General features: G+C 68.6%; 16 protein-coding genes. 10 read left to right on the forward strand and 6 right to left on the reverse strand.

Annotation, left to right across the window (positions count from 1 at the left end; translation table 11 throughout):
• Positions 1–28 precede the first annotated feature (28 nt).
• Genes VFY73_RS01370 through VFY73_RS01395 form a run of 6 tightly spaced genes read left to right on the forward strand, consistent with a single transcriptional unit; the run spans position 29 to position 5,783 of the window.
• Entirely contained in the window at positions 29–1,237 is a 1,209-nt protein-coding gene (locus VFY73_RS01370) for a flagellar hook-basal body complex protein (RefSeq protein ID WP_329716109.1), read from the forward strand.
• A 1-nt stretch (position 1,238) separates the two neighbouring features.
• On the forward strand, positions 1,239–2,471 hold the full coding sequence (locus tag VFY73_RS01375; RefSeq protein WP_329716110.1) for a FliM/FliN family flagellar motor switch protein: 1,233 nt from the start codon (positions 1,239–1,241) through the stop codon (positions 2,469–2,471).
• Between the two features lie 31 nt (positions 2,472–2,502).
• Complete coding sequence (locus VFY73_RS01380) at positions 2,503–2,907, forward strand: hypothetical protein (protein ID WP_329716111.1); 405 nt, start codon at positions 2,503–2,505, stop codon at positions 2,905–2,907.
• Positions 2,908–2,945: 38 nt separating this feature from the next.
• Entirely contained in the window at positions 2,946–3,803 is an 858-nt protein-coding gene (fliP, locus tag VFY73_RS01385; RefSeq protein WP_329716112.1) for a flagellar type III secretion system pore protein FliP, read from the forward strand.
• A 22-nt stretch (positions 3,804–3,825) separates the two neighbouring features.
• Positions 3,826–4,632, forward strand: coding sequence for a sigma-70 family RNA polymerase sigma factor (locus VFY73_RS01390; RefSeq protein WP_329716113.1), 807 nt, complete (start codon positions 3,826–3,828; stop codon positions 4,630–4,632).
• A gap of 29 nt (positions 4,633–4,661) precedes the next feature.
• Complete coding sequence (locus VFY73_RS01395; RefSeq protein WP_329716114.1) at positions 4,662–5,783, forward strand: hypothetical protein; 1,122 nt, start codon at positions 4,662–4,664, stop codon at positions 5,781–5,783.
• Positions 5,784–5,796: 13 nt separating this feature from the next.
• Here the strand turns inward: VFY73_RS01395 and VFY73_RS01400 are convergent, their stop codons facing one another.
• From VFY73_RS01400 to VFY73_RS01420, 5 genes are all read right to left on the reverse strand, one after another.
• On the reverse strand, positions 5,797–6,228 hold the full coding sequence (locus tag VFY73_RS01400) for a hypothetical protein (protein WP_329716115.1): 432 nt from the start codon (positions 6,226–6,228) through the stop codon (positions 5,797–5,799).
• A gap of 18 nt (positions 6,229–6,246) precedes the next feature.
• The gene (locus tag VFY73_RS01405; protein WP_329716116.1) at positions 6,247–6,960 is read right to left on the reverse strand and encodes a tetratricopeptide repeat protein; all 714 of its coding nucleotides are present in this window, start codon (positions 6,958–6,960) and stop codon (positions 6,247–6,249) included.
• A 51-nt stretch (positions 6,961–7,011) separates the two neighbouring features.
• Positions 7,012–9,258 (reverse strand): S8 family peptidase, encoded by a 2,247-nt coding sequence (locus tag VFY73_RS01410; RefSeq protein WP_329716117.1) that lies wholly within the window; start codon positions 9,256–9,258, stop codon positions 7,012–7,014.
• A 107-nt stretch (positions 9,259–9,365) separates the two neighbouring features.
• On the reverse strand, positions 9,366–10,166 hold the full coding sequence (locus VFY73_RS01415; RefSeq protein ID WP_329716118.1) for a carbon-nitrogen hydrolase family protein: 801 nt from the start codon (positions 10,164–10,166) through the stop codon (positions 9,366–9,368).
• A 94-nt stretch (positions 10,167–10,260) separates the two neighbouring features.
• Complete coding sequence (locus VFY73_RS01420) at positions 10,261–14,544, reverse strand: YhdP family protein (protein ID WP_329716119.1); 4,284 nt, start codon at positions 14,542–14,544, stop codon at positions 10,261–10,263.
• A 126-nt stretch (positions 14,545–14,670) separates the two neighbouring features.
• On the opposite strand from VFY73_RS01420, the gene glnE reads away from it, so the two are divergent.
• From glnE to VFY73_RS01440, 4 genes are all read left to right on the forward strand, one after another.
• The gene (gene glnE, locus VFY73_RS01425; RefSeq protein ID WP_414654361.1) at positions 14,671–17,541 is read left to right on the forward strand and encodes a bifunctional [glutamate--ammonia ligase]-adenylyl-L-tyrosine phosphorylase/[glutamate--ammonia-ligase] adenylyltransferase; all 2,871 of its coding nucleotides are present in this window, start codon (positions 14,671–14,673) and stop codon (positions 17,539–17,541) included.
• A gap of 3 nt (positions 17,542–17,544) precedes the next feature.
• Positions 17,545–18,159 carry a rhombosortase gene (gene rrtA / locus VFY73_RS01430; protein ID WP_329716120.1) on the forward strand — a complete coding sequence of 205 codons (615 nt, stop codon included), beginning with the start codon at positions 17,545–17,547 and terminating at the stop codon, positions 18,157–18,159.
• Positions 18,156–19,076 carry a DMT family transporter gene (locus VFY73_RS01435; protein ID WP_329716121.1) on the forward strand — a complete coding sequence of 307 codons (921 nt, stop codon included), beginning with the start codon at positions 18,156–18,158 and terminating at the stop codon, positions 19,074–19,076. Before rrtA ends, VFY73_RS01435 begins: the two co-directional genes overlap by 4 nt.
• 80 nt (positions 19,077–19,156) lie before the next feature.
• Positions 19,157–19,843 (forward strand): glutathione S-transferase, encoded by a 687-nt coding sequence (locus VFY73_RS01440; RefSeq protein ID WP_329716122.1) that lies wholly within the window; start codon positions 19,157–19,159, stop codon positions 19,841–19,843.
• A 10-nt stretch (positions 19,844–19,853) separates the two neighbouring features.
• On the opposite strand, the gene VFY73_RS01445 is transcribed toward VFY73_RS01440, so the two are convergent.
• Positions 19,854–20,849, reverse strand: a complete 996-nt coding sequence (locus VFY73_RS01445) for a MerR family transcriptional regulator (protein WP_329716123.1) — start codon at positions 20,847–20,849, stop codon at positions 19,854–19,856.
• Positions 20,850–20,940 lie beyond the last annotated feature (91 nt).

Below are 20,940 nucleotides of genomic sequence, written 5' to 3' on the forward strand. Positions count from 1 at the left end.
TGACACAACAAATCGCTAGGAGCATTCGATGCTGGATTCCATCTTCATCGGGATGAGTGGCCTGATGGGCTACTCGCGCGGACTGCGCGTGATCGCCAACAACACCGCCAACATCAATACGCCCGGCTTCAAGGGTGCCGCGCTGCAATTCGGAGACCTCTTCTACGCCAGCGGCCCTGCGAGTGGCACTTTCTCTGGGGCCGGGGTAAATCAGTTGGGGCAGGGCTTGGGCACCTACTCGACGACGCTCGACTTTAGCCAAGGCGAACTCCGTCAGTCCGGCAATGCCATGGACCTGGCGGTCGACGGTCAGGGCTTGTTCACGCTCAAGGACAAGAATGGCGAACTGCGCTACACGCGAGATGGTGAGTTCAAGTTCGATGATGACGGCTTCCTCGTCAGCCGCTCAACTGGCGCCAAGGTGATGGCCCGCGACGATAGCGGCGCGCTTGTCGATGTCAGCTTGGAGAATCTGCGGACGAACAACGCCGAGGCGTCGAGCACGGTCAAGTTCAGTGGGCAACTTGCAAGTCACGAGACCACCGACACTCATGTGCGCGACGGTAGCCACACCTTGTCCGAAGTGGTGATCTATGACGCCATGGGGGCTAAGCACACGCTGCGCCTTGAGTTCAAGGAAGCTGCCAACTCGACACCCCTGGAGACGCGCTGGGACGTGACAGTCAAGGAGGGCACGGCGACTCTGAGCACCGGCAGCTTGCGCTTCGTGAACCAGGACATTGATGCGTCCACGGCCAAGATAACCTTCGACTACAAGCAAGGCCAGCAGATCACGCTCGATTTCAGCGCCAACGTGAAGACCGTCTCCAGCGGAAATCTCACGACGCTCGCCGTCTCGTCGATCGACGGCCACGACTTCGGCAATCTGACCGAGGCATCGTTCGACGCCGACGGCATCCTGAACCTGAAGTACTCGAATGGCCAGACAACCAAGGGCGTGCGCCTGACGCTGTCGCGATTCACGTCGACAGACAATGTCCGAGCCGCCGGCGACAACATGTTCGAACCCGTCGACTCTTCGTCCTGGGAGATTGGTGCGGCACAAACCGGAGCCTTCGGGGCCATCCGATCAGGCGTGGTCGAGATCTCCAACGTCGACCTGTCTTCGGAGTTCAGCGACCTGGTCATCATGCAGCGTGGCTACCAGGCTTCGTCGCAGGTCGTCTCCACCGCCAACGAAATGATCCAGGAATTGTTTTCGCTGAAGGGCCGCTGAGATGCTGATCGGCCCCGGAGTTCAGTGCGATATCCGCGCCTTGCGCTGGCACGACTCGGTGCGCCTGCGCGCGCTCGAGAGTCGCCTGCAACCCGAATGGCAGGCCTGGGCCGATGCCTGGGACCTCGGCCCCGTTCTCGTCACCTGCGAACCTGCCGGCTCGGTTCAAGCGCCTGCCTCGACGGTCTGGCGAACCCTGGTGACAGGCGAGGACGGCCTGCCTCGGGCCTGGTTGGCCGAGCCCGCGGCCGCCGATACACTAAGCCTCGCTGCACTGCTGTTTGGCGACGAGCCAAGGCCGTCAGGCGACTCGACCGGTGCCACCGTGGCCCTGTCGGTGGCCGGCGATGCATGGCAGGCGCTTCGTGTCGCAGCGGCTTGCGGTCTGCACCAACGCGCGGTCCCGGCCAAGCAGGCCGATGCGATCGCCGAGCTTCCGGCTCGGCAATGTCGCGCCTGGTCCGGGTCGGTGCGGGTGACCGCGTCGTGCCGAACCAGCGGCGCCAGCGCCTGGGTGATGCACGTCAGTGCGGAACTCGTCGACATCGACAATCCGCGCACGCCGAGGCCGAAAGGTGCTGACGGTTCGCTCCAGGCCCTGCCTCATGCGCTCGCTCGCCACATCGTTCGCGTGAAGGCGCGGCTGTCCGATCTGTCCGTCTCGCTGGGTGACCTTTTCGGGCTGCAGGCCGGCGACGTGCTGGTGGTGCCGCATCCACTGACCGCCCCCTTGAACATCTTCACGGATGCCGCCCCGTCTCAAGCCCTGTGCGCGGCCCGACTCCTGCAGCGCGAGGGCCGCGTCTGCATTGCGCTGACGAATGCCACCGTCACGTCGTCCACGACGCCCGGTCGGCCTGAAAGAAACCGAATGACCTCTGCCTCATCTTCTCGCCCGTCGACCGCCGAGCCTTCCCCCGCCGCACAGTGGGTGAGCCTTCCGGAGGCTGTCGATCCAGTCGTCGGCGCGCCCGCCTTGAGTGTCACGACAAACCCGCTACTGGGCGTGAAGGCCACACTGCAGGTCTGCGTCGGCGAAGCGGTGGTGACTGTTGGTGAGTTAACCCAATCCCGCGTGGGCCAGGTGATCAAGCTGGACCGCGAAGTCGACGGCCTCGTCGATCTGATGCTCGATGGCCAAGTGGTGGCTCGCGGCCAGTTGGTGGCAGTCGACGATTGCTTCGGCGTACGCCTGACCGAACTGCCGCTGCCCTTGGTTCCTTCGACCACCTAAGCTGCGGATGGCTTCAACAGCAATGGCCTCCATGGCCACCGCACCTGCGGCCGAAGCCTCTACATCGTTCGCGGCTTCGGCGCCGGTGCTGTTCAAGAGCGACGAGACCGAAGTCGACTTTCCGTGGGCGGGAGCGTGCCTGCTGGTCCTGCTGGCGGTGGTCGCTGTCCTGGTACGCCGGCGCGCCGCGGGCGGACATCGCCAGCGCGGTCCGAAGTGGTTGCAACGATGGGCGGCTGCGAGCGGTGCCGGCCAGCCCCCCGAGCCTCGCGCAGCATTGACCATGCAATCGTCGATCCGACTCAATGCCCAGACGCAACTGCACGCCGTCAAATGGCGTGATCGTCACTTTCTCATTGCCACAAGTTCGAATGCAGGCCCAGTGCTCCTGCACAGCGAATCGCCGACGGTAAACCCGTCAGAGGCTTCATCTTGAACGCTGGCTTTTTCTGGCAAAGCATGAGGCGTTGGGCTATGGCCCTCGCCATTTCATCGCTGGTCGCGGCATCTTCCTGGGCTCAGGATACGTCTGAATCGGAACGCGCGACTGCGCCGACGGCAACGAACAGCGTTCCTGCTGCTGCCAACGGCAGTCGAGCATCGTCATCAATCACCTCCACACCAAGACGGACGCCCGACGCTTTGCCGGCCGGAGCGATCGCGAACCTGAGTCTGGACCTACCGGAAATCGAGAGGCGCGCAGGCGACTCTGCATCGGCGGTTCGTATCGTGCTGGCGCTGTCACTGCTGGCGATCCTGCCCTCGATGCTGGTCTGCCTGACGGCTTTCCTGCGTATCGTCATCGTGCTGTCCATGTTGCGTCACGCCTTGGGCATGCCGGAGACCCCGCCCAACACCGTCGTCATCGGCCTGGCCCTGTTCCTGACCCTGTTCACGATGAACCCGGTGCTGCAGCAGGTGAACACCGAAGCCCTGCAGCCCTTCATGGCCGGCAAGCTCGGCGTTCAGCAGGGCATGGACAAGGCGGCCAAGCCCTTGCGCGAGTTCATGGTGCGGCAAACACGCGAGCAGGATCTCGCCTTGATGGTCGAGATCTCCAAGAGCCGGCGGCCCGACAGCATCGACGACATCAGCAACCTGCAGCTCATCCCGGCGTTCATGCTGTCGGAGCTGCGGGCTGCTTTCCAGATCGGCTTCGTGATCTTCCTGCCGTTCCTGCTGATCGACCTGATCGTCTCCAGCATCCTGATGTCGCTCGGCATGATGATGATGCCGCCCGTCACCATTGCGCTGCCGATCAAGATCCTGATGTTTGTCCTGGTTGATGGTTGGAGCTTGATCGTCAAGGCATTGGTCGGATCGTTCCACTAGGGACCGGGTGGTGACTTCGTCCGTGAACGCTGCCGAAAAACCGAATCAGATCGCCGGCTTGTCTCTGACGACGGCGCCTGATGAGCAGCGCTTGTGGCGGCAGTGGCGCGAAGCGCAGGACGCGTCGTCTCGCGAGGCGCTACTGGCCATGCATCTGCCCTATGCGCGGATAGTCGCCGCCTTGTTGTTCAGTCAGCGCGCGCGTGGCGACGTCGACTTCGACGACTACCTGCAGCTGGCGCGAATCGGTTTACTCGAATCATTCGATCGCTACGATCCGGAAGGTGGAGCGCAGTTCAGGACGTTCGCGAGCCGCCGCATGCGAGGTGCGGTGCTCGACGGCGTGGCGCGTCTGACCGAACGACAACAGCAGATGAGCGTCAGGTGCCGCGTGATTTCAGAGCGGATCTCGTCCGTGGCCAAAGCTGTCGAACTGCCCCTCGAATCGATCCCCACCAACTCGCCGTCGGGAAATCGATCCGACCTTTTCGACTACTTGGCAGAAGTCGGCGTCGGTCTGGCACTCGGATTCATGCTCGAAGATACCGGCATGTTCCGCGGCAAGCAGGAACCGGCGACAGAGCCGGACCCCGTCTACCAGTCGGTGGAGCTGAAGCACACTCGACAGCAGCTGCACTCGATGCTGAAACAACTCCCACCTGCAGAGCAGCGCGTCGTAACGCTGCACTATGTCCAGGGCCTCGCGTTTGACGAGATCGCTCGCGACCTCGGCCTGACCAAAGGCCGGATCTCGCAGATCCACAAGAAGGCGTTGATGAGCCTGCGGCCCTTGATTGCCAGCCGGCGCGCGTGCGATCGCGCATTCTGATTCCCCGCATTCACTTCGAAACCCCCACCATGAGTGCCATGTCCCCCACCGATCCGCTAGCCCGGCTTGAGGGCTACCTCGAGCAAGATCCGCGAAACGAGGGGCTGCTCGTCGAGACCTTCGAGCTCGCGTTGCGATCCGGTCGCCAAGACCGCGCCGAAGTGCACCTGGCCACAGGCCTGGCGAACGGCGCGAACCCGCTCGGTTGGCGCCTTCGCCAATCGCACTGGCACATGGCGCGCCGCGATTGGCCGGCGGCGAGGGATGTCCTGAACGGGCTGCTGGCGGCGCAGGACAGCCCGCCGCCGCTGGTCGCGGCCGTTCGGCAAGACCTGGCCTTGATCGCCCTGCACACCGGATCCACCCAGGAGGGGCTGGACATGGTCGCACCGTTGCTCGCCGCGTCGGCAGGCTCTGCGGTCGAGCCCGACCTGCAGGCGCTCTATCTGCGATTGCTGCATCGTGCCGGCAATATCGACGCCGTCTTGAGCGCAGCCGGCCAATGGGCCCAGGCCGGTCAGCTGAGCGCCGAGGCCGCGGGCATTGCATCGCTGGCCGCGTTCGATGCCGAGCAACTGGATCTGTGTCGCATCTGGGGGCAGGGCGCGCTCAGGAGCGTGCCGAACCAGCTTGAAGCGAGTGTCGCCTGTGCCGGCCTGGCCCTAGCCGGACAGGATGCGGCCGGAGCGCAAGCGCTGCTGGATCCGGTTCTGAAGGCGCATCCGCAAGACGGCCGCGTGTGGTCCACCTGGGCTTTTGCGCAGATGCTGACTGGCGACCTGCCGCATGCGCGCTTGAGCCTGCAGCGGGCCGTGACATACATGCCGGGGCACATCGGTACCTGGCACGGGCTGGGATGGACCGAACTGCTGCTCGGCAACCTGGAAGGGGCGCGGGCCGCCTTCGAGCAAGCGATGGCGCTCGATCGCAATTTCGCCGAGAGCCACGGCGGCATGGCGGTCGCGCATGCCAGGTCGGGTGATCGGGCCGCAGCCGAACTGGCCATCGAGCTGGCGCTGCGCCTGGACCGCAACAGCATGTCCGCCCACTATGCGCGTGCGGTGCTGGACGGACGGGCAGAAGACGCCGACGAAGTCCAGCAACTGGCGCGGCAGCTGTTTGCCGCGCGTCGGGCACGACGCGCCAACTGACCCCTCCTCGGCCTCAGCGGCCGAGGCGCCTCACCAGACGATCAGCGGCCTCGTCCATCAGGGCCTGGAGGACGGGGTCAGTTTCCATCTGGACCTGCACGGATTCGACCAACTGGTAGAAGCCCGGGTCGTTGATCAATTGAGGGCCCCACTCGTCGAGCAGGACCGATTCCAGGAAAACGCGAAAGGCCTTGCGTCGCCGCTCGGGATCGGCCTGGTCGATAGCGGCGACGCGTCGCGCGATACTGGTGGCTAAGTCTTCTTCGGCTGCGCGCGCAGAGTCCAACTCCGTCGACAGGGCCCGACTTCGGTCTTCCTTGCCACCCTTGCGCGATACGGCCGTCTGCGGGGTCCGCGCTGGCGCGACCGATGCCGACCCACGCAACGCGCCGATCTGGCCGCGCAAGTACGTCGCCAGCTCGTTGACGGGATTGATGCTGCTCATCGCACTGATGACCGGCGGTCAGTGCGCGGGGCCGTGGTGCTGGTAGTTGGAAAGCAGCACGTGCAGCCCCGGCTCTTCCTCGGCGGCTTCGGTCGCTTCGGGCGAGACCGCAGAAGGGGTGACGGCCTGCTCGCCTGCCTCCGGATGCGCCGGTCCTTGGGTTTGATCGTCGATCCGGTCCAGCAGCATCTGCAAATCGCGGTTCAACGCTTCGTTGTCCCGATTCAAGGAAATGGCTTCGCGGAAGCAGGCCTTGGCCGCGTCGAAGTCATCTTGCGTCAACGCCGCAAAGCCGTGCACGACACGTTGCAGCCCATTCTCTGGCGGTCGCTGGAACAGCGGCTCCCACGTCACCAGCGCGAGCGGCACACGGCCTGAAGTGAACTGGATCAGGCCGAGCTGGTAGCGCGCCATGTCGAGCTCAGGCGCCAGGACAACCGCCGTGGCGAATGCCGCCTCGGCTTCGTCCATCCGTCCAGCCTGTGCGAGTTCGGCTCCGATGAGGAAGTGAGGCAACCCCGAATTCGGCACCAGCCCTGCGGCCTGCTGAAAGATGGACAAGGCTTCTTCGACCTGATCGGCTTGGCTGGCAACCATCCCTCGCTTGATCAGATCATCGGCCACTGCAATGTTGTCGGTCACGTTTGAACTCGAAATGTGAAAGGCGCGGAAATGGTCATCCCCGCATTCGCGCCTGGCCAAGTTTAGGGCGTGTGAGCGCACGCGCTGCACCTAGCGCGAGTGGCGAGCGGGAACAGCAGCACGACAACAGCGGAATCGAGGCTATTTTGGGCGGCGCCGCAGGCCCAGCGCCGCTACCAACAGCCCCAGTGCCCATACCGGCGACATCGCGCCACCACCCCCACCACCATCCGACGCTGCCGGGCTGATGGTCAGCGTGCGGCTGGTGCTGGCCTGCAGGCCGGTGCTGTCGGTGATCGTCAGGCGCACGGTGACCGAGCCGGCGGTGGTGGTGGCCAGTGTCGCGGTGGCGGCGTTGGTGGCGCCGCTGAAAGAGGCCAGGGTGGCGCCGGAGGTGATCTCCCACTTGTAGGCGGTGATCGAGCGGCCTGCGTCGACGACCGAGCTGCTGGCGTTCAGTGCGACGTTGTCGCCGGCCTCCGGCGCAATCGGGCTGGCGTTGATGGCGGCGGCCAGCGCAGAGGCGCTGACGTCGAGCGGCTGGCGGATCGAGGTGCTGGCGCCGAGGTTGTCGGTCAGCGTCAATTTCACTTCGACGTGGCCGGCGCCGGTGGTCTTGACGGTCGCCGTGCTGGCATTGGTGGCGCTGGTGAAGCTCGCCAGGTCGTCGCCGGTCGTGATCGTCCATTGGTAGCTGGCGATGCTGCGGCCCGCCAGCACACTGGAGCCCGCACTGTTGAGCGCGACGCTGCCGCCGGCGACCGTGGTCAGCCTGGAAGCGGTGACGGCCGGGAACGGCCCGGTCTTCGCGCGTGTCACGGCGCCATTCGCATCGGTCATGCCGGCACCGCAGGTGCTGGTGGTGCAATAGCACTCGCTGTCTTGCGGCGTGTCGGTCGGCGCCGTGCAAGCGGTCGAGCCGCTGTCGCCGCCGGTGGTCGGGTAGGCGCGGGCGCTGGTCTTCAGCGCACTGGTCACTTGCGCCGGCGTCAACGCCGGGTTGGCCTGCAGCATCAGGGCCACGGTGCCGGCGACGATCGGCGACGAGAAGCTGGTGCCCAGCGTCAGGTGGTTGTCGCCATCGCTGTAGCTGGCGGCCACCGGGCCTTTGGTGCCGGTGTTGACGGTCGTCAGCAGCGGGTACAGGCAGGTGCCGACTTCGTTGACGCAATTGCCGCCGGGAGCGCCGACGGTGATCTCCGGCCCGAGGTTCGAGAAGCCGACCTTGCTGCCGATGTGGCGCAGGCCCGCGACAGCCACCATGCCCGGGCAATTGGCCGGCGTGCCGACGGCCAAGCCGTCGTTGCCGGCCGCAGCGACGACGACGACACCGGCGGCCGTCAGGTCGGCCATCGCCGCCTGGTACGCGGCATTGCATTCATCTTGCGAGCCCAGGCTCAGGTTCAGCACTTTTGCCGGATTCGAATTCACGGGCAGGCTGCCATCACCACTCAGGCCCGCCGCCCAGTACATGCCGGCGACGATGTCGGAGTCGTAGCCGCCGCACTTACCGAGCACCCGCACCGGCAGCACCTGCGCGTCGCGCGCGATGCCGGCCATGCCGACGCCGTTGTTGGTCACGGCGCCGACGATGCCGGCCACTTGCGTGCCGTGCCAGCTGGAATCGGATTCGCCGCAGTCCTCGAATTCACCGCTCTGGTCTTCGGCCGCGGTGATCCAGTCGCCCGGGTCGTGCGGATCGGCGTCGTCCAGATCGCCGTCGTTGGCGGTCGCAACGCTGTCGACGGCGTAGCCGACGAAATCGTAGCCCTGGACGACCTTGCTGTTCAGGTCGGCGTGGCTGGTGATGCCGGTGTCGAGCACCGCGACGGTCACGCCGCTGCCGGTCGCCAGATTCCACGCCGGCTCGACGTGGATCGATGACTTCACGCCGCCGCTGGTGGCGCGCAGGTACCACTGGCCGGCGGCCGGCGTGGTGCCGACCAGCCCATTGGGGTACAGCGGGTCGTTGGGCGCCACCAGTGCGTGACGACGGCCGTCCACCGCGGCCCATTCGACGTCAGGGTCGGCAGCCAGCTTGGCGGCCAGCGCCTGCGAGCCGATGCCGCTGCCCAGCACCAGCTGCATGCGCTCGGCCAGCATGCGGCCGTCGCTCAAGGCCAGGCCATGGCGTGCGGCCAGCGCCTGCGCATAACGCAGCGCCCGGCCGCTGCCGGCTTGGGCCGCATGCGTGCGCAGCAGGCCGGCGGCCGGCTTGTAGCGCACGATCACGCGGGCCTGCTCGTTGGTCGCACTGCGCGCAGCCGGCGCCGGGCGCAGCGGGTTGCGTTCGCCGGCAACCAGGCCCACCGTCAGGCCGACGCCGGACATCGCCAGCAGCGCGGCGGGAAGGTGTTTCAGCCAGGGGCGGGGGCTTCGTAGGGGCATGGGGCCTCGTGAATGTCTGTCGATGTGAGGGCGTCGCGCGCGCGCCCCTCGGCAGTCTACGCAGCGGCGGTTTGCTGCATCGTTGCAAAAACGGGGGTGTTGGGGCGTTAAAGCCTGCGGTGGGCCAAGGCGGGCAGTTGTTCACGCACGGCGTTGCGGCGTTCCAATGCGGCGTCGGCGACCACCATGCCCTCACCTTCGGGCTGCACCGCCAGCACCTCGCCCCAGGGGTCGATCACCATGCTGTGGCCCCAGGTGCGACGGCCGTTCTCATGCAGCCCGCCTTGCGCGCTGGCCAGCACATGGCATTGGTTCTCGACGGCGCGGGCCCGCAGCAGCAGCTCCCAGTGGGCCTGGCCGGTGGTGTAGGTGAAGGCCGCCGGCACGACCAGCAGGTCGCAGGGCGGCTGCATCAATGCGCGGTACAGCTCCGGAAACCGCAGGTCATAACAAACCGACAGGCCGACGCGCAACCCCTCGGCGTCAAAAGCCACCGGTTCGCTGCCCGCTTCGAGCACCCGGCCTTCGTCGTAACGCTCGCGGCCGTTGTCGAATGCGAACAGGTGGATCTTGTCGTAGCGCGCGACGCGTGCACCGTCGGGGCCGTAGACGCAGCAGGCGTTGCGCACGCGGTCCGCTGTGGCAGCGCGGATCGGCAAGGTCCCGCCGATCAGCCAGATGCCATGGCGACGCGCGGTGTCGGCCAGGAAGGCCTGCAGCGGGCCGTCGCCGTCGGCCTCGGCGATGGTCAGCTTGTCGTCGTCGCGCTGGCCCATCAGGCAGAAGTACTCGGGCAGCGCGATCAGGCGGGCGCCGGCATCGGCGGCCTGGGCCACCAGCCGGCGGGCGGCGGTGATGTTGCGGTCCACGTCGGGCGTGGCAACCATTTGAATGGCGGCGATCTTCATGGCGCCGATTCTGCGCCCGCCGGCCCTTGCCGTAGAGCGGGACCGCTGACGCCGTCGCGTGCCGCCCACGGGTGGCCGTCCGCCAGTTCGGGGATCAGCGCGCGGGATACGGCGCCGACGCGGCGGCGTCGAGGTCGCCGCCGGGGTAGTCGCTCGGCCGATGGCCGCCCTGCCGGTCGACGGCCCGATCGGCGAGCCGCTCGATCGGTTGCACCTGCGGGTCGGCCCAGGTACCGCCCACATGAAATTCGCGCGTGCCGGCCTGCATCAGGGGCTTGCGCAGGAACAGCTGTGCGAGAAAGGTGCCCAGGCCGATGGCCGGGTTGATCGCCGCATAGGCCAGCGATGCCGTACCGGCGTTGATCTCGGGCACCACCACCATGTGCAGGTCCTGGGTTTCGTGCTTGAGGTCGGTCTGGCCTTCGATCAGCACCGCGGCCTGCAGGCCGCGGATGCGCAGGTTGTTGCTGCGCGCCACGCCATGCTCGAGCGCGATGTCACCGGCCAGGTTGTCGAACGCGAAGCCTTGCTGGAAGACATCGCGGAAGTCCAGCGTCAACCGGCGCGGCAGTGACTGCAGGCTCAGCACGCCGAGCAACCGCGCCGCGCCGGGTTCGGCCTTCAGGAACTGGCCGGCGTCGACATTGACCTGGGCCGCGCCGCCCAGCGATGGCCAATCGGGCTGCAGGGCCGAGCCGGTCCAGTTGAATTCGCCTTGGACCCGACCCTGCCCGTTGCGCACCTGCTTGCCCATGCCCAGCCGCTCCAGCATGCTGCCGGCGTCGCTCATGTCGAGCTTCAGCTCCAGCGTCATGCGCTTGCGCCCCGCTGCCCACAGGCCATTGCCGGACAGGCGCGAATCGGCGCTGGCCAGGTTCAGGCGCGACAACCGCCAGTCGCGCGGCGCGGCACCGTCCGCCGGCCGGCCCTCGAATTCGAGCTTGCCCAGCTTTTTGCCACGCCATTCGAGCTCGTCGACGACGAGGTCGATTGCCGGTGGTGTGGTGGCGTTGGCGGCGGTACGGGCGGCCTCGGCCGTGACCTCGCCGGGGCTGGGCGTGCCGCCCTCGGCCGCTGGCAGCGCCAAGCGTGCCAGGCGCGCCTTCCAGCTCGGCCAAGGGGCCCCGGCGTTCGCCGGGCGGTAGTCGATCTGGCCCTGCGCCGCGTCGCCTTGCAACGTGCCGTGCCAGGCTTCGGCATCGCTGCCACCGCGGCGTTGCAGGGTCAGGCTGAGGTTGCCGAGCCGACGGCCGCTCAGCGTCAGGTTGGCGGTGCGCAGCGACAGGTCGTTCGGCAGGTAGCCGGTGACGTCGGGGTCGCGCGCATCGGTCGCCGCTGCGCCAGCAGTGCGCGGCTCGGGCAGGCCGGTGTGCACGCGGGCCCACCAGGCGTCGGCATTGAGTTGCGGCAGTTGCGCCGCCGCGGCCACGCCGCTGGGCGGCAGCGGCGGCAGCGCGGCTTCGCCAAGCGCCACGGCACCGCGCTGCACCCGCGCGCCGTCTGGCGTCAGTTGCCGTTCGTAGTCGGCCTGGAACACGGTGCCGAGTTCGATGTGCAGCCGATCGCGTGGCACGGCGGCTTCGGCGCCAGCGGGTAGCAACTGGGTCTGGATGCGCAGCGGCCAGCTCGCCTCGGCCGTCTTGCGCAGCGGCGCTGGCAGGTCGAGCGCCACGCCCGTCAAGGGGCTGGTGATCAACAGCTCGGTCTGCCCCTTGGTCACGCCCAGTTGCAGCTTGTAGGGCGCTTGGCCGGTCATCGCACTGGCCAGGCGCGGCACGAGGCGCAGTTCGTGCGCCTGGCGCAGGCCTTCGGCGCTGGCGGTGCCCTGGGCCGCGAAGCGCACCACCCCGTCACCGGCCAAGCCGCCTTCGAAGCTCACATCGCCACCCAACGCCCGCGCAGTGCCGGGGGCGATGGCAAAGCCACGCTGGCTGAATTCGATGCGGGTCTTGGCGTTGCCGAGCAGCGGCACATCCGGCCGCACCCGCACATCGTTGCCACCCAGCGTCAGCGCACCCTTGACCGTGGTGCTGTGGCTGTCGTTCAGCGGGATGTTCAATGCCAGCTGCAGATCGGCCTGGCCCGTGCCGGTGGCCTCGCGCAGCGCGTGTGAGAGCCAGGTGTCGATCGGCGTCGCGCCAACGAAGCGCAGCGCATCGCTCAGGGGCCCGCGGCCACCCCCTTCGATGACCAGCGTCGGCTCGTGGGTCAGGTTGGCGATCCCGCCGTTGACGTTCTTCAGCTCGATGCCCCACAGCTTGGCCCGCGCATCGCGGATGCGCATCGCCGTGCGGTCGAACACCAGCTCGCCGTTGACCTCGGTGAACGCGGGCCAGCGCGGGACGCCTTCGGTCAGCACCGGCGGCACATAGGCAAAGGTCAGGTTCTCGGCCTGCGTGGTGACGACGAACTCGCCATCGGAGCCCTTGCCGCCGCCCTGCGCAAACGGAAACTCGTGCAGGTCACCGCGCAGGCGCAGCCGCGCATGGCGCACCGTGCCGCCCAGGATCGCGCCGGCCAGGTATTCGCGCGTATGCCGCAGGCCGACCGGCATGTAACGCGGCACGCTCGTCGCCTGGCCGCGGTCGATCTGGGCGGTCAGGTCGATCACGCCCGGAAAGCGGCCGCCTTTGCCGTGGCCGCTGCCCTCGCCGGTGCGCCAGTGGGCCTGCAGCTCGCCGCGGGCGTCGGCATTCGCGAACTGGCCATCGAGCAAGCGCAGGTCGATCAACGGTGGCGGCGCGCCGGCACCGGCGGACGGGCGCTGCGGTTGAATGCGCCAGACCAGGCGGCTGCTGAAATGGTCGACCGGCAGCAGCGGGTCTTCGAACAGGCCGGGCAGTTCGAGCGCGCCGCGTCGCACCAGCAGCTTGGCCTCGCCGCCGGCCTCGTTGGCGTCGATCTCCAGGTCGGCGCCGCGCCAGCCCGGGCGGCCGATGTGCGCGGGGCCCGAGGCGGCCTGCGCTGCCGGCAGCGCGGCGATCGACAAGCCGCCGACACGGCCCTTGACGCGGTAATGCGCCGGTTGCGCCGGCGCGCCAACCCAGCTCAACTGCAGCGCCTGCACGACACCGGTCGGCGCCAGTTCGGCCAAGCCCTGGCGCAGCGAATCGGGCAACGGCAGGCGGCCGGCAATGCCGGCCATCAGCGCCAGGTCCAGCCGATCAGCGGTGAACTCGCCGCCGGCCACCGGCTGGTCGGACAAGGTCGGGCTGCTCAACCGCTGCTGTTGCGTCAACGCCAGGCTGAAGCGGCTTGCCGGCCAGCGGGCCCCTTCGGCGGTCGTGAACGCCAGTTGCTGGCCCGACAGCTGCAAGCTGCCCCCGTGGCGCTCGGCTTCGATCCGGCCCTGCAGGCGCTGCAGCGCCAGCGGCTCGAGTGCCGGGGCCAGGCGCAACGCAACGTTGTCGAGCGCCGCGTCGAGCGTCGCGCGCCGCCAGTGCCCCTTGGACAGGTCCAGCCACAGCCGCGCCGAGCCCGCGCCGCTTTGCAGGTCGAACGGCAACGTGGCGTAGTCGCGCAGCTTGGCCAGGTCGACGCCGGGCAACTGCGCATAGGCGGTGCCGGACCAGCGCGCCCAGTCGCCGCTGCGCGCCAGCAACGGCTGGCTGAATCGACCGCTCAGCATGAAGCGCTCGCCCAGGCCGGCGCCGGGTGTCGCGTCCAGCCGCATCTCGTGGCGGCGCAGGCCATTGCGCAGCACCAGGTCGGCATCGCGCAACTCCAGCGGCGGCGCGCCACGCTGCTGGTCGACCCAGCGCAGCGTGCCGTGGCGCAGCACGAACTCGGGCTGGCTCAGCAGCCAGTCCAGCCCGCCGCCTTCGGTGCTGCTGTCCAGCCGGGCCGAGCTGTCCATGTTCAACCCCGCCACGTGCAACCGGCCTTGCGGATCACGCCGCACTTCAAGCTCGGGGTTTTCGATGTAGAGCTGGGCCAACACCAGCCGCCACGCGAACAGGGACTTGGGCGACAACGCGGCGCTGACGCGCGGCAGGCGCAGCGCCTGACGGCCCTCGCGGTCGGACAAGACCACGTCGCGCAGCTCCAGCGCCGGCACCCAGCCGGAAGATTTCACGCTGATCTGGCCTATCTTCACCGGCAGCCCGATGGCCTGGCTTGCGCGCTGCTCGATCTGCGGCCGCCACTCGTCGATGTACGGCAAAATCCCCCAGTGCAGTGTCAGCCACGCGATCAGTACGATGCTCCACAACGTGAGCATCAGAACAATGGCCCCTCGCAGGGCAAAGCGTGACAAGCCCAGCAGCCAGCCGATCCGCGAACGTGAGGGCCGGTGCCAGGCCGGGCTGGGATTGTTGGGCAACAAGCTGCTGACGAGGCGGCGAAGCAAAGGCACGCGCTCGGTGGAACGAGAGAGCATCAAAGGCATGAACAAAACCGGGCGGCAGGCCCCGGCGCCAGCCTTTTGGACGGGCGCGGCCACTGGAGGCCGACGGCCTCTTGCCGCGCCAGCGGGTCAATCTAGCACAGAGCCCTCGTGGACCTGATCGGTTCCTTGCCCCCGGTTGCCCTCGGCACCGACGCGACGACGTCGTCGGCCGCGGCGCCGCCGTCCACCCACCCCACGGCCGACCACAGCCGCTTCGTGCAGCGCGTGCGCCGGCGCTACGCCGCCGAACTGCCCCTGCTGCCACCTGGCGTGCCGGACGGGCCGACCATTCTTTCGCTGATCAGCACGCTCGAACAGGCCGGCCGGCCCTTGCCGACGGCCCTGCGGGTGGCCCGCCAACTGGTGATCGAGCGCCTGGCGGTGCTGGATGTCGAGCAGGCCGCGCCGCTGGCCGACGTGACCGCCGCGATGACCGCGCTGGCCGAATCGACCCTCGAGCGCGCGCTGGCCCAGGCGCTGGCCGATGCCGATGCGCGCCACGGCGCGCCCCTGGATGCCACCGCCCGGCGCATCGATTTCTGGATCGTCGGCATGGGCAAGCTCGGCGCGCGCGAGTTGAATGTCTCGTCCGACATCGATCTGATCTATGTCTACGAGGAAGATGGCCAGACCACCGGCGGCCCGGCGGGTGTGATCTCGGCCCATGAATACTTCTCGCAGGTCGCGCGCCAGCTCTACACCTTGATCGGTGACGTGACCGACGACGGCTTCGTCTTCCGCGTCGATCTGGCGCTGCGGCCGAACGGCAACTCGGGCCCGCCGGTCGTGAGCCTGGCGATGCTGGAAGAGTATTTCCTCGTCCAGGGCCGCGAGTGGGAACGTTTTGCGTGGTTGAAGAGCCGCATCGTCGCCCCGCGCGAGGCCATCACCAGCGGTCGCGCGGTCGCGCTGCGCTCGCTGGTCACGCCGTTCGTCTACCGCAAGTACCTCGACTACGGTGTCTTCGAGGGCCTGCGCCAGCTGCACCGCAAGATCCGCGACGAGGCCCAGCGCCGCGCCGCCGGCCGGCCCGAGCGGGCCAATGACGTCAAGCTGTCGCGCGGCGGCATCCGTGAGATCGAGTTCATCGTGCAACTGCTGCTGGTCGCGCGCGGCGGGCAGTTCCCCGAGATCCGCACCCGCTCGACGCTGAAGGCGCTGGACAAGCTGGCGGCCGGCGGGCTGATGAAGGCCGACAACGCACGCAAGCTGGCCGAGGCCTATGTCTTCCTGCGCCAGGTCGAGCACCGCATCCAGTACCTGGACGACCAGCAAACGCACTTGTTGCCAACGATGGACGGCGACCTGGCGTGGATCGCCGGCAGCTTGGCATCGCTGACCAACGGCGAAAGCACGCCGCGATACGACGGCAGCTGCATGCCGCTGCCGGAAGCCTGCCGCCAGCCCAATGGCGGGCTGTCGCCGTCGTGCGCGCTGTTGGACCGCCTGTGCGGCGTGCGCGAACTGGTGGCGACCGAGTTCGACGCGCTGCTGCACGATGGCCAGGCCCCCACGGCTGGCCGGCCCGGCAACGGCGGCTGCAAACAATGTGGCGACGGCCCGCTGGCCGTCGACAACGAAGCGCTGCTCGAGCGCCTGCCTGCGGAGCTGGCCGAACGCGTGCGCGCCTTCGCCGCCCGCCCTCGTGTGCAAGCCTTGCGCGACGAAAGCAAGCTGCGTCTGGGCAAGCTGATGCTGCGCGCCGCGGTCGGCGTGGCGAAGCAAGAGTGCTCGCTCGACGCCGCCCTGCGGCTGGTCGACTGGGTCGAGCCGCTGCTGCGGCGCGAGAGTTACCTGGCGATGCTGATCGAGCGGCCCGAGGTGCAGCGCCGGCTGCTGCGCCTGCTGGGGCTGGCGCGTTGGCCGATGCGCTACCTGATCCGCCACCCGGGCGTGATCGATGAACTGGCCGACGAGCGCCAGCTGCGTGAGCGCTTCGACCGCGCCGGCTTCGTCGCCGACCTCGAAGACCGACACGCCGCCTGGGTGCGCTCGGGCGAGGCCGACGAAGGCTCGCTGCTGGACACATTGCGCCGCGCGCACCACGCCGAGGTCTTCCGCACGCTGGTGCGCGACGTCGAGCGCCGCATCACGGTCGAAGAGGTCGCCGACGACCTGTCGGCGCTGGCCGACGCGGTGGTCGACTGCTGCCTGCGCTGGGCCTGGCGCCACCTGAAACAGCGCCACCGCGAGGTGCCGCATTTCGCCGTCATCGCCTACGGCAAACTCGGTGGGCTCGAACTCGGCTATGGCAGCGACCTGGACCTCGTCTTCCTCTACGACGACGCCGACGAGCCCGATCCCGACCGCGCACAAGAGGTCTACGGCGCCTTCGTGCGCAAGTTGATCAACTGGATGACGCTGCGCACGGCCGCCGGCGAGCTGTTCGACATCGACACCGCGTTGCGGCCGAACGGCAACTCCGGCCTGCTGGTGACCTCGATCGATTCGTTCGAGCGTTACCAGCGTGGCCGCGGCAGCAACACCGCGTGGACCTGGGAGCACCAGGCCTTGTCGCGGGCACGATTCTGCGCCGGCTCACCCGACCTGGGCGCGCGTTTCGAAGCGACGCGGCGCGAGGTGCTGTCGATGCCGCGCGAAGCCGAGGCGCTGCGCACCGAAGTGGCGTCGATGCGCGAGAAGGTGCGCGACGCGCGGCCGGTGTCGAACGGCCGCTTCGACGTCAAGCACAGCGACGGCGGCATGATGGACGCCGAGTTCGCGGTGCAGTACCTGGTGCTGGCCGAAGGGGCGCGCCACCCGGCGCTGCTCGACAACAAAGGCAACATTGCATTGTTGCAGCGGGCCGAAGATGCAGGCCTGCTGCCCCGCGGCGTTGGCGCAGCGGCCGCCGATGCCTACCGCGAGCTGCGCCGAGCCCAGCACCGGGCGCGGCTGGACGAGCAGCCGACGCAGTTCGACCCGGCCCTGCTCGCCAAAGAACGCGCGGCGATCCACGCGTTGTGGCGCGCGGTGTTCGGGGGCTAGCGGTTGCCTCACCCACCGGCGCTGCGCCACCCGACACCCGCCTGGGCCTGGCCGCTGGCCACCGCCGTGGCCACGCTCGGCGCGTTGCTGCTGTTCCCGCTGCCGGGCACGGCGTTCGACTGGCAGCCGACACTGGCCTGGTCGCAGCCCTGGCGCTGGGTCACCGCCGCCTGGGTCCATTGGAGCCCACGGCATTTGCAGATGAATGTGGCCGGCTGCGCCGCATTGGCGCTGCTCGGCTGGCGCGCTGGCCTCGGCCCGCGCGCAGTGGCCGCGTGGGCGCTGGCCTGGCCGCTGACCCAGCTTGGCTTGCTGGCTCAACCGGCCCTGCGGCATTACGGCGGCCTGTCCGGCGTGCTGCATGCAGCGGCGGCCATCACCGCTTGCAGCCTGTTGGCACAGCGCGGCGATGGGCGGGCGCGCGGCATCGGCGGCCTGCTGGCACTCGGCCTGCTGGCCAAGATCCTGTGGGAGGCCCCATGGGGCGCAGCCACCCGGCTCGTCGAAGGCTGGGACTTCGCGGTCGCCCCGGCCGCCCACGCCAGCGGCACCTTGGCCGGCCTGCTGGCGTGGGCCCTGGTCGGTCGCGAGCGCCGCCGCGCCGAGCCTGGCGGATGAGCGACGGCCGCCGCCCCCACCTGGACACACTGGCCGTCGCCTGCCTGCTGTTGTGCTCGGCGCTGTGGGGCGTGAACCAGAGTGCGTCGAAAGTCGCGGTGGCCGAGATCCCGCCGCTGTTGCAAGCCGCGTTGCGCTCGGCCGGCGCGGCGGTGCTGCTGGGCCTGTTCACCTGGATCCGCCGCATCGATCTTCGCCCCGGCGGCAAGACCGTGGCCACGGTGCGCGGCGGATTGCTGGCCGGTGCGCTGTTCGCACTCGAGTTCGGCTGCATCTTCGTCGGCCTGCAGTACACGACTGCATCGCGGATGGCCGTGTTCATCTACCTCGCGCCGTTCTTCGTCGCGTTGGGTATGCCGTTCATCGCACCGGGCGAAAGGTTGCGCGGCTGGCAGCTGGCCGGGCTGCTGTTGGCCTTTGCCGGTGTCGCCACGGCGTTCGGCGACAGCTTCTCGGGTCGCGCGCCGGCGAACCCGCTGCAGTGGTGGGGCGACACGCTGGGCGTGCTCGCTGCGGCACTGTGGGCCGGCACGACATTGACGATCCGCGCGACGCCGTTGTCGAGTGCGCCGGCGGAACAGACGCTGATGTACCAGTTGGTGGTGTCGGCGCTGCTGCTGGGCGGCGCCACGCTGGCCACCGGCGAAGGCTGGCCACACCACGCCAGCGTGCTCGCCTGGGGCTCGCTCGTCTTCCAGACCGTGATCGTGACCTTCGCCAGCTACCTGCTGTGGTTCTGGCTGGTGCGCCACTACCCGGCGACGCAGATCTCGTCGTTCACGCTGTTGACACCGATCTTCGGCCTGGCAGCGGGCGTCGGCCTGCTGGGCGAGCCGTTGACGCCGCGGCTGGTGCTGGCGTTGGCCGCGGTGGTCGGCGGCATCGCGCTGGTCAGCCGGCGGCGCCACCGGGCCTGAGCGGCGCTTGTCGCATCCGCGGCAGGCCAAACCGCTCGAGCTGGCTAGACTGCGCCGATCAAATTGCGAAGGAGCGACCCATGATCACGCTGTGCGGCTTTGCCGTTTCGAACTACTACAACAAGGTCAAGATGGTGCTGCTCGAAAAGGGCATCGCCTTCACCGAGGAATACGTCGGCTCCGGCAGCAAGGACGAAACCACGCTGACCGCATCACCGCTGGGCAAGGTGCCGTTCATCCGGCTCGACGACGGCCGCACGCTGTGCGAGAGCGAGGTCATCGTCGAATACCTCGAAGCCGCTTACCCGACGCCGGCGCTGGTGCCGGCCGACCCGTGGGGCGCCGCCAAGGTGCGCGAGCTGACGACCTTCATCGAGCTGCACCTGGAACTGGTGGTGCGCGAGCTGTACCCGCAGGCTTTCTTCGGCGGAACCGTCAGCGAGGCCAACCAGGCCCGCGTGCGCAAGCTGCTGGAGAAGAACATCGTCGCCTTCAAGCGCCTGGCCAAGTTCGCGCCGTACGTGGCGGGGCCCGAGTTCACCAGCGCCGACTGCGCGGCCTTCGTCTCGCTGCCGCTGGTGGCGATGGCCAGCAAGACGATCTACGGCGTCGACCTGCTCGCCGAAGGCGGCGTCGACTGGAAGCCCTACATCAAACTGGTCGGCGAACGGCCGTCGGCGGTGAAGGTCTCGGCCGACCGCAAGGCCGCGCAGGACGCGCAGATCGCTGCGATCAAGGCCAAGGCGGCCGCCAAGCCGGCGGCCTGAGCGGCACCACTTAAACCTGCGCCGCCGCGGCGGCCGGCCCGCTCGAGCAGGCCGCCAGCGCCCGGCTGATCAGACGCAGGTCGCTGATCCGCACCACGCCGGCCGGGCCGCGCAAGCCGGCGGCGGCCGAGCCGCCCAGCCACAGGGCCGTGCCCGGCGCCAGGCGCTGGCGCAGCTGTGTCAGCCCCTGTCGCAACCAGCGCACCGGCAGACTGCCGGTGGCGCTCAGGCCAACAATCTGCGCGTGGTGCCAGCCGGCCGCCGCGACGATGTCGTCGATCGGCGTCTGCGGCCCGAGGTTGACGCACCAGGCGCCTTCCAGCGCGCACATCGCCTCGGCCATCAACAGCCCCAACCCGTGCGGCTCGCCGGGCAGCGTGGTCAGCAGCACCCGCGGCGCCGTGCCGGGCACCGGCTCGGGCAACGCCAGCAAGCCCTGGCGCAGCACACTGTGCGCCACCTCAGTGAACAGGTGCTCCTCGGCCACGCGCAGCTCGCCGCGCATCCAGCCCAGCCCCACCTCGGTGGCCAGCGGCGCCATCAGGTCAGTCACGAAGGCCGCCAGGCCCAACCGCGTCAGCGCCTGCTGCAACTGCCGTCGCAACCCCAGGCCGTCGCGGCGCGCCAGCGTGTCCAGCGCCGCCACGATCGCTGCCGATTGAAAAGCCGACGACGCCGGTCCAGCCGGCTCGGTGGCCGCTGCGGTCGCCGCAGCAGGCGCGGCCGGGCGCAGCAGGCTCTGCCGGCCCGCCTCGTCCAGCGGCACCACCCGACCCGGCCGGTGGCCCGCCCGCAGCAGCGAGGCGATCTGGCGCAACCGATCGACCTCGACCTGCGTATAGAGGCGCTGGCCCTGGGCGTCGCGCGCCGGGGCCGGAAAGCCGTAGCGCCGCTCCCAGACCCGCAATGTGTCTTTGCCGAGCCCGGTGTCGCGCTCGACCTCGGCGATGGACAACGACGGGGCGGCAGAAGTTGGCGAATTGGACATGATCGACAAGATTGTCATGGACAACGGTGTGCAAGGCGCGCGGATTTCTTCTAAGATGCGCTCGCCATATCGATTTGTCTAGGACAAACATGAAACTGCCTGCTGTCTT

The organism is Ideonella sp. (assembly GCF_036277275.1).
Lineage (GTDB): Bacteria > Pseudomonadota > Gammaproteobacteria > Burkholderiales > Burkholderiaceae_C > Ideonella.

Coding starts and splice junctions, on each gene's coding strand:
- VFY73_RS01380 (WP_329716111.1), top strand. CDS start 2,503: ATGGCCACCGCACCTGCGGCCGAAGCCTCTACATCGTTCGCGGCTTCG.
- fliP (WP_329716112.1), top strand. CDS start 2,946: ATGGCCCTCGCCATTTCATCGCTGGTCGCGGCATCTTCCTGGGCTCAG.
- VFY73_RS01420 (WP_329716119.1), bottom strand. CDS start 14,544: ATGCTCTCTCGTTCCACCGAGCGCGTGCCTTTGCTTCGCCGCCTCGTC.
- VFY73_RS01410 (WP_329716117.1), bottom strand. CDS start 9,258: ATGCCCCTACGAAGCCCCCGCCCCTGGCTGAAACACCTTCCCGCCGCG.
- VFY73_RS01435 (WP_329716121.1), top strand. CDS start 18,156: ATGAGCGACGGCCGCCGCCCCCACCTGGACACACTGGCCGTCGCCTGC.
- VFY73_RS01415 (WP_329716118.1), bottom strand. CDS start 10,166: ATGAAGATCGCCGCCATTCAAATGGTTGCCACGCCCGACGTGGACCGC.
- VFY73_RS01395 (WP_329716114.1), top strand. CDS start 4,662: ATGAGTGCCATGTCCCCCACCGATCCGCTAGCCCGGCTTGAGGGCTAC.
- VFY73_RS01440 (WP_329716122.1), top strand. CDS start 19,157: ATGATCACGCTGTGCGGCTTTGCCGTTTCGAACTACTACAACAAGGTC.
- VFY73_RS01400 (WP_329716115.1), bottom strand. CDS start 6,228: ATGAGCAGCATCAATCCCGTCAACGAGCTGGCGACGTACTTGCGCGGC.
- VFY73_RS01375 (WP_329716110.1), top strand. CDS start 1,239: ATGCTGATCGGCCCCGGAGTTCAGTGCGATATCCGCGCCTTGCGCTGG.
- VFY73_RS01370 (WP_329716109.1), top strand. CDS start 29: ATGCTGGATTCCATCTTCATCGGGATGAGTGGCCTGATGGGCTACTCG.
- VFY73_RS01445 (WP_329716123.1), bottom strand. CDS start 20,849: ATGACAATCTTGTCGATCATGTCCAATTCGCCAACTTCTGCCGCCCCG.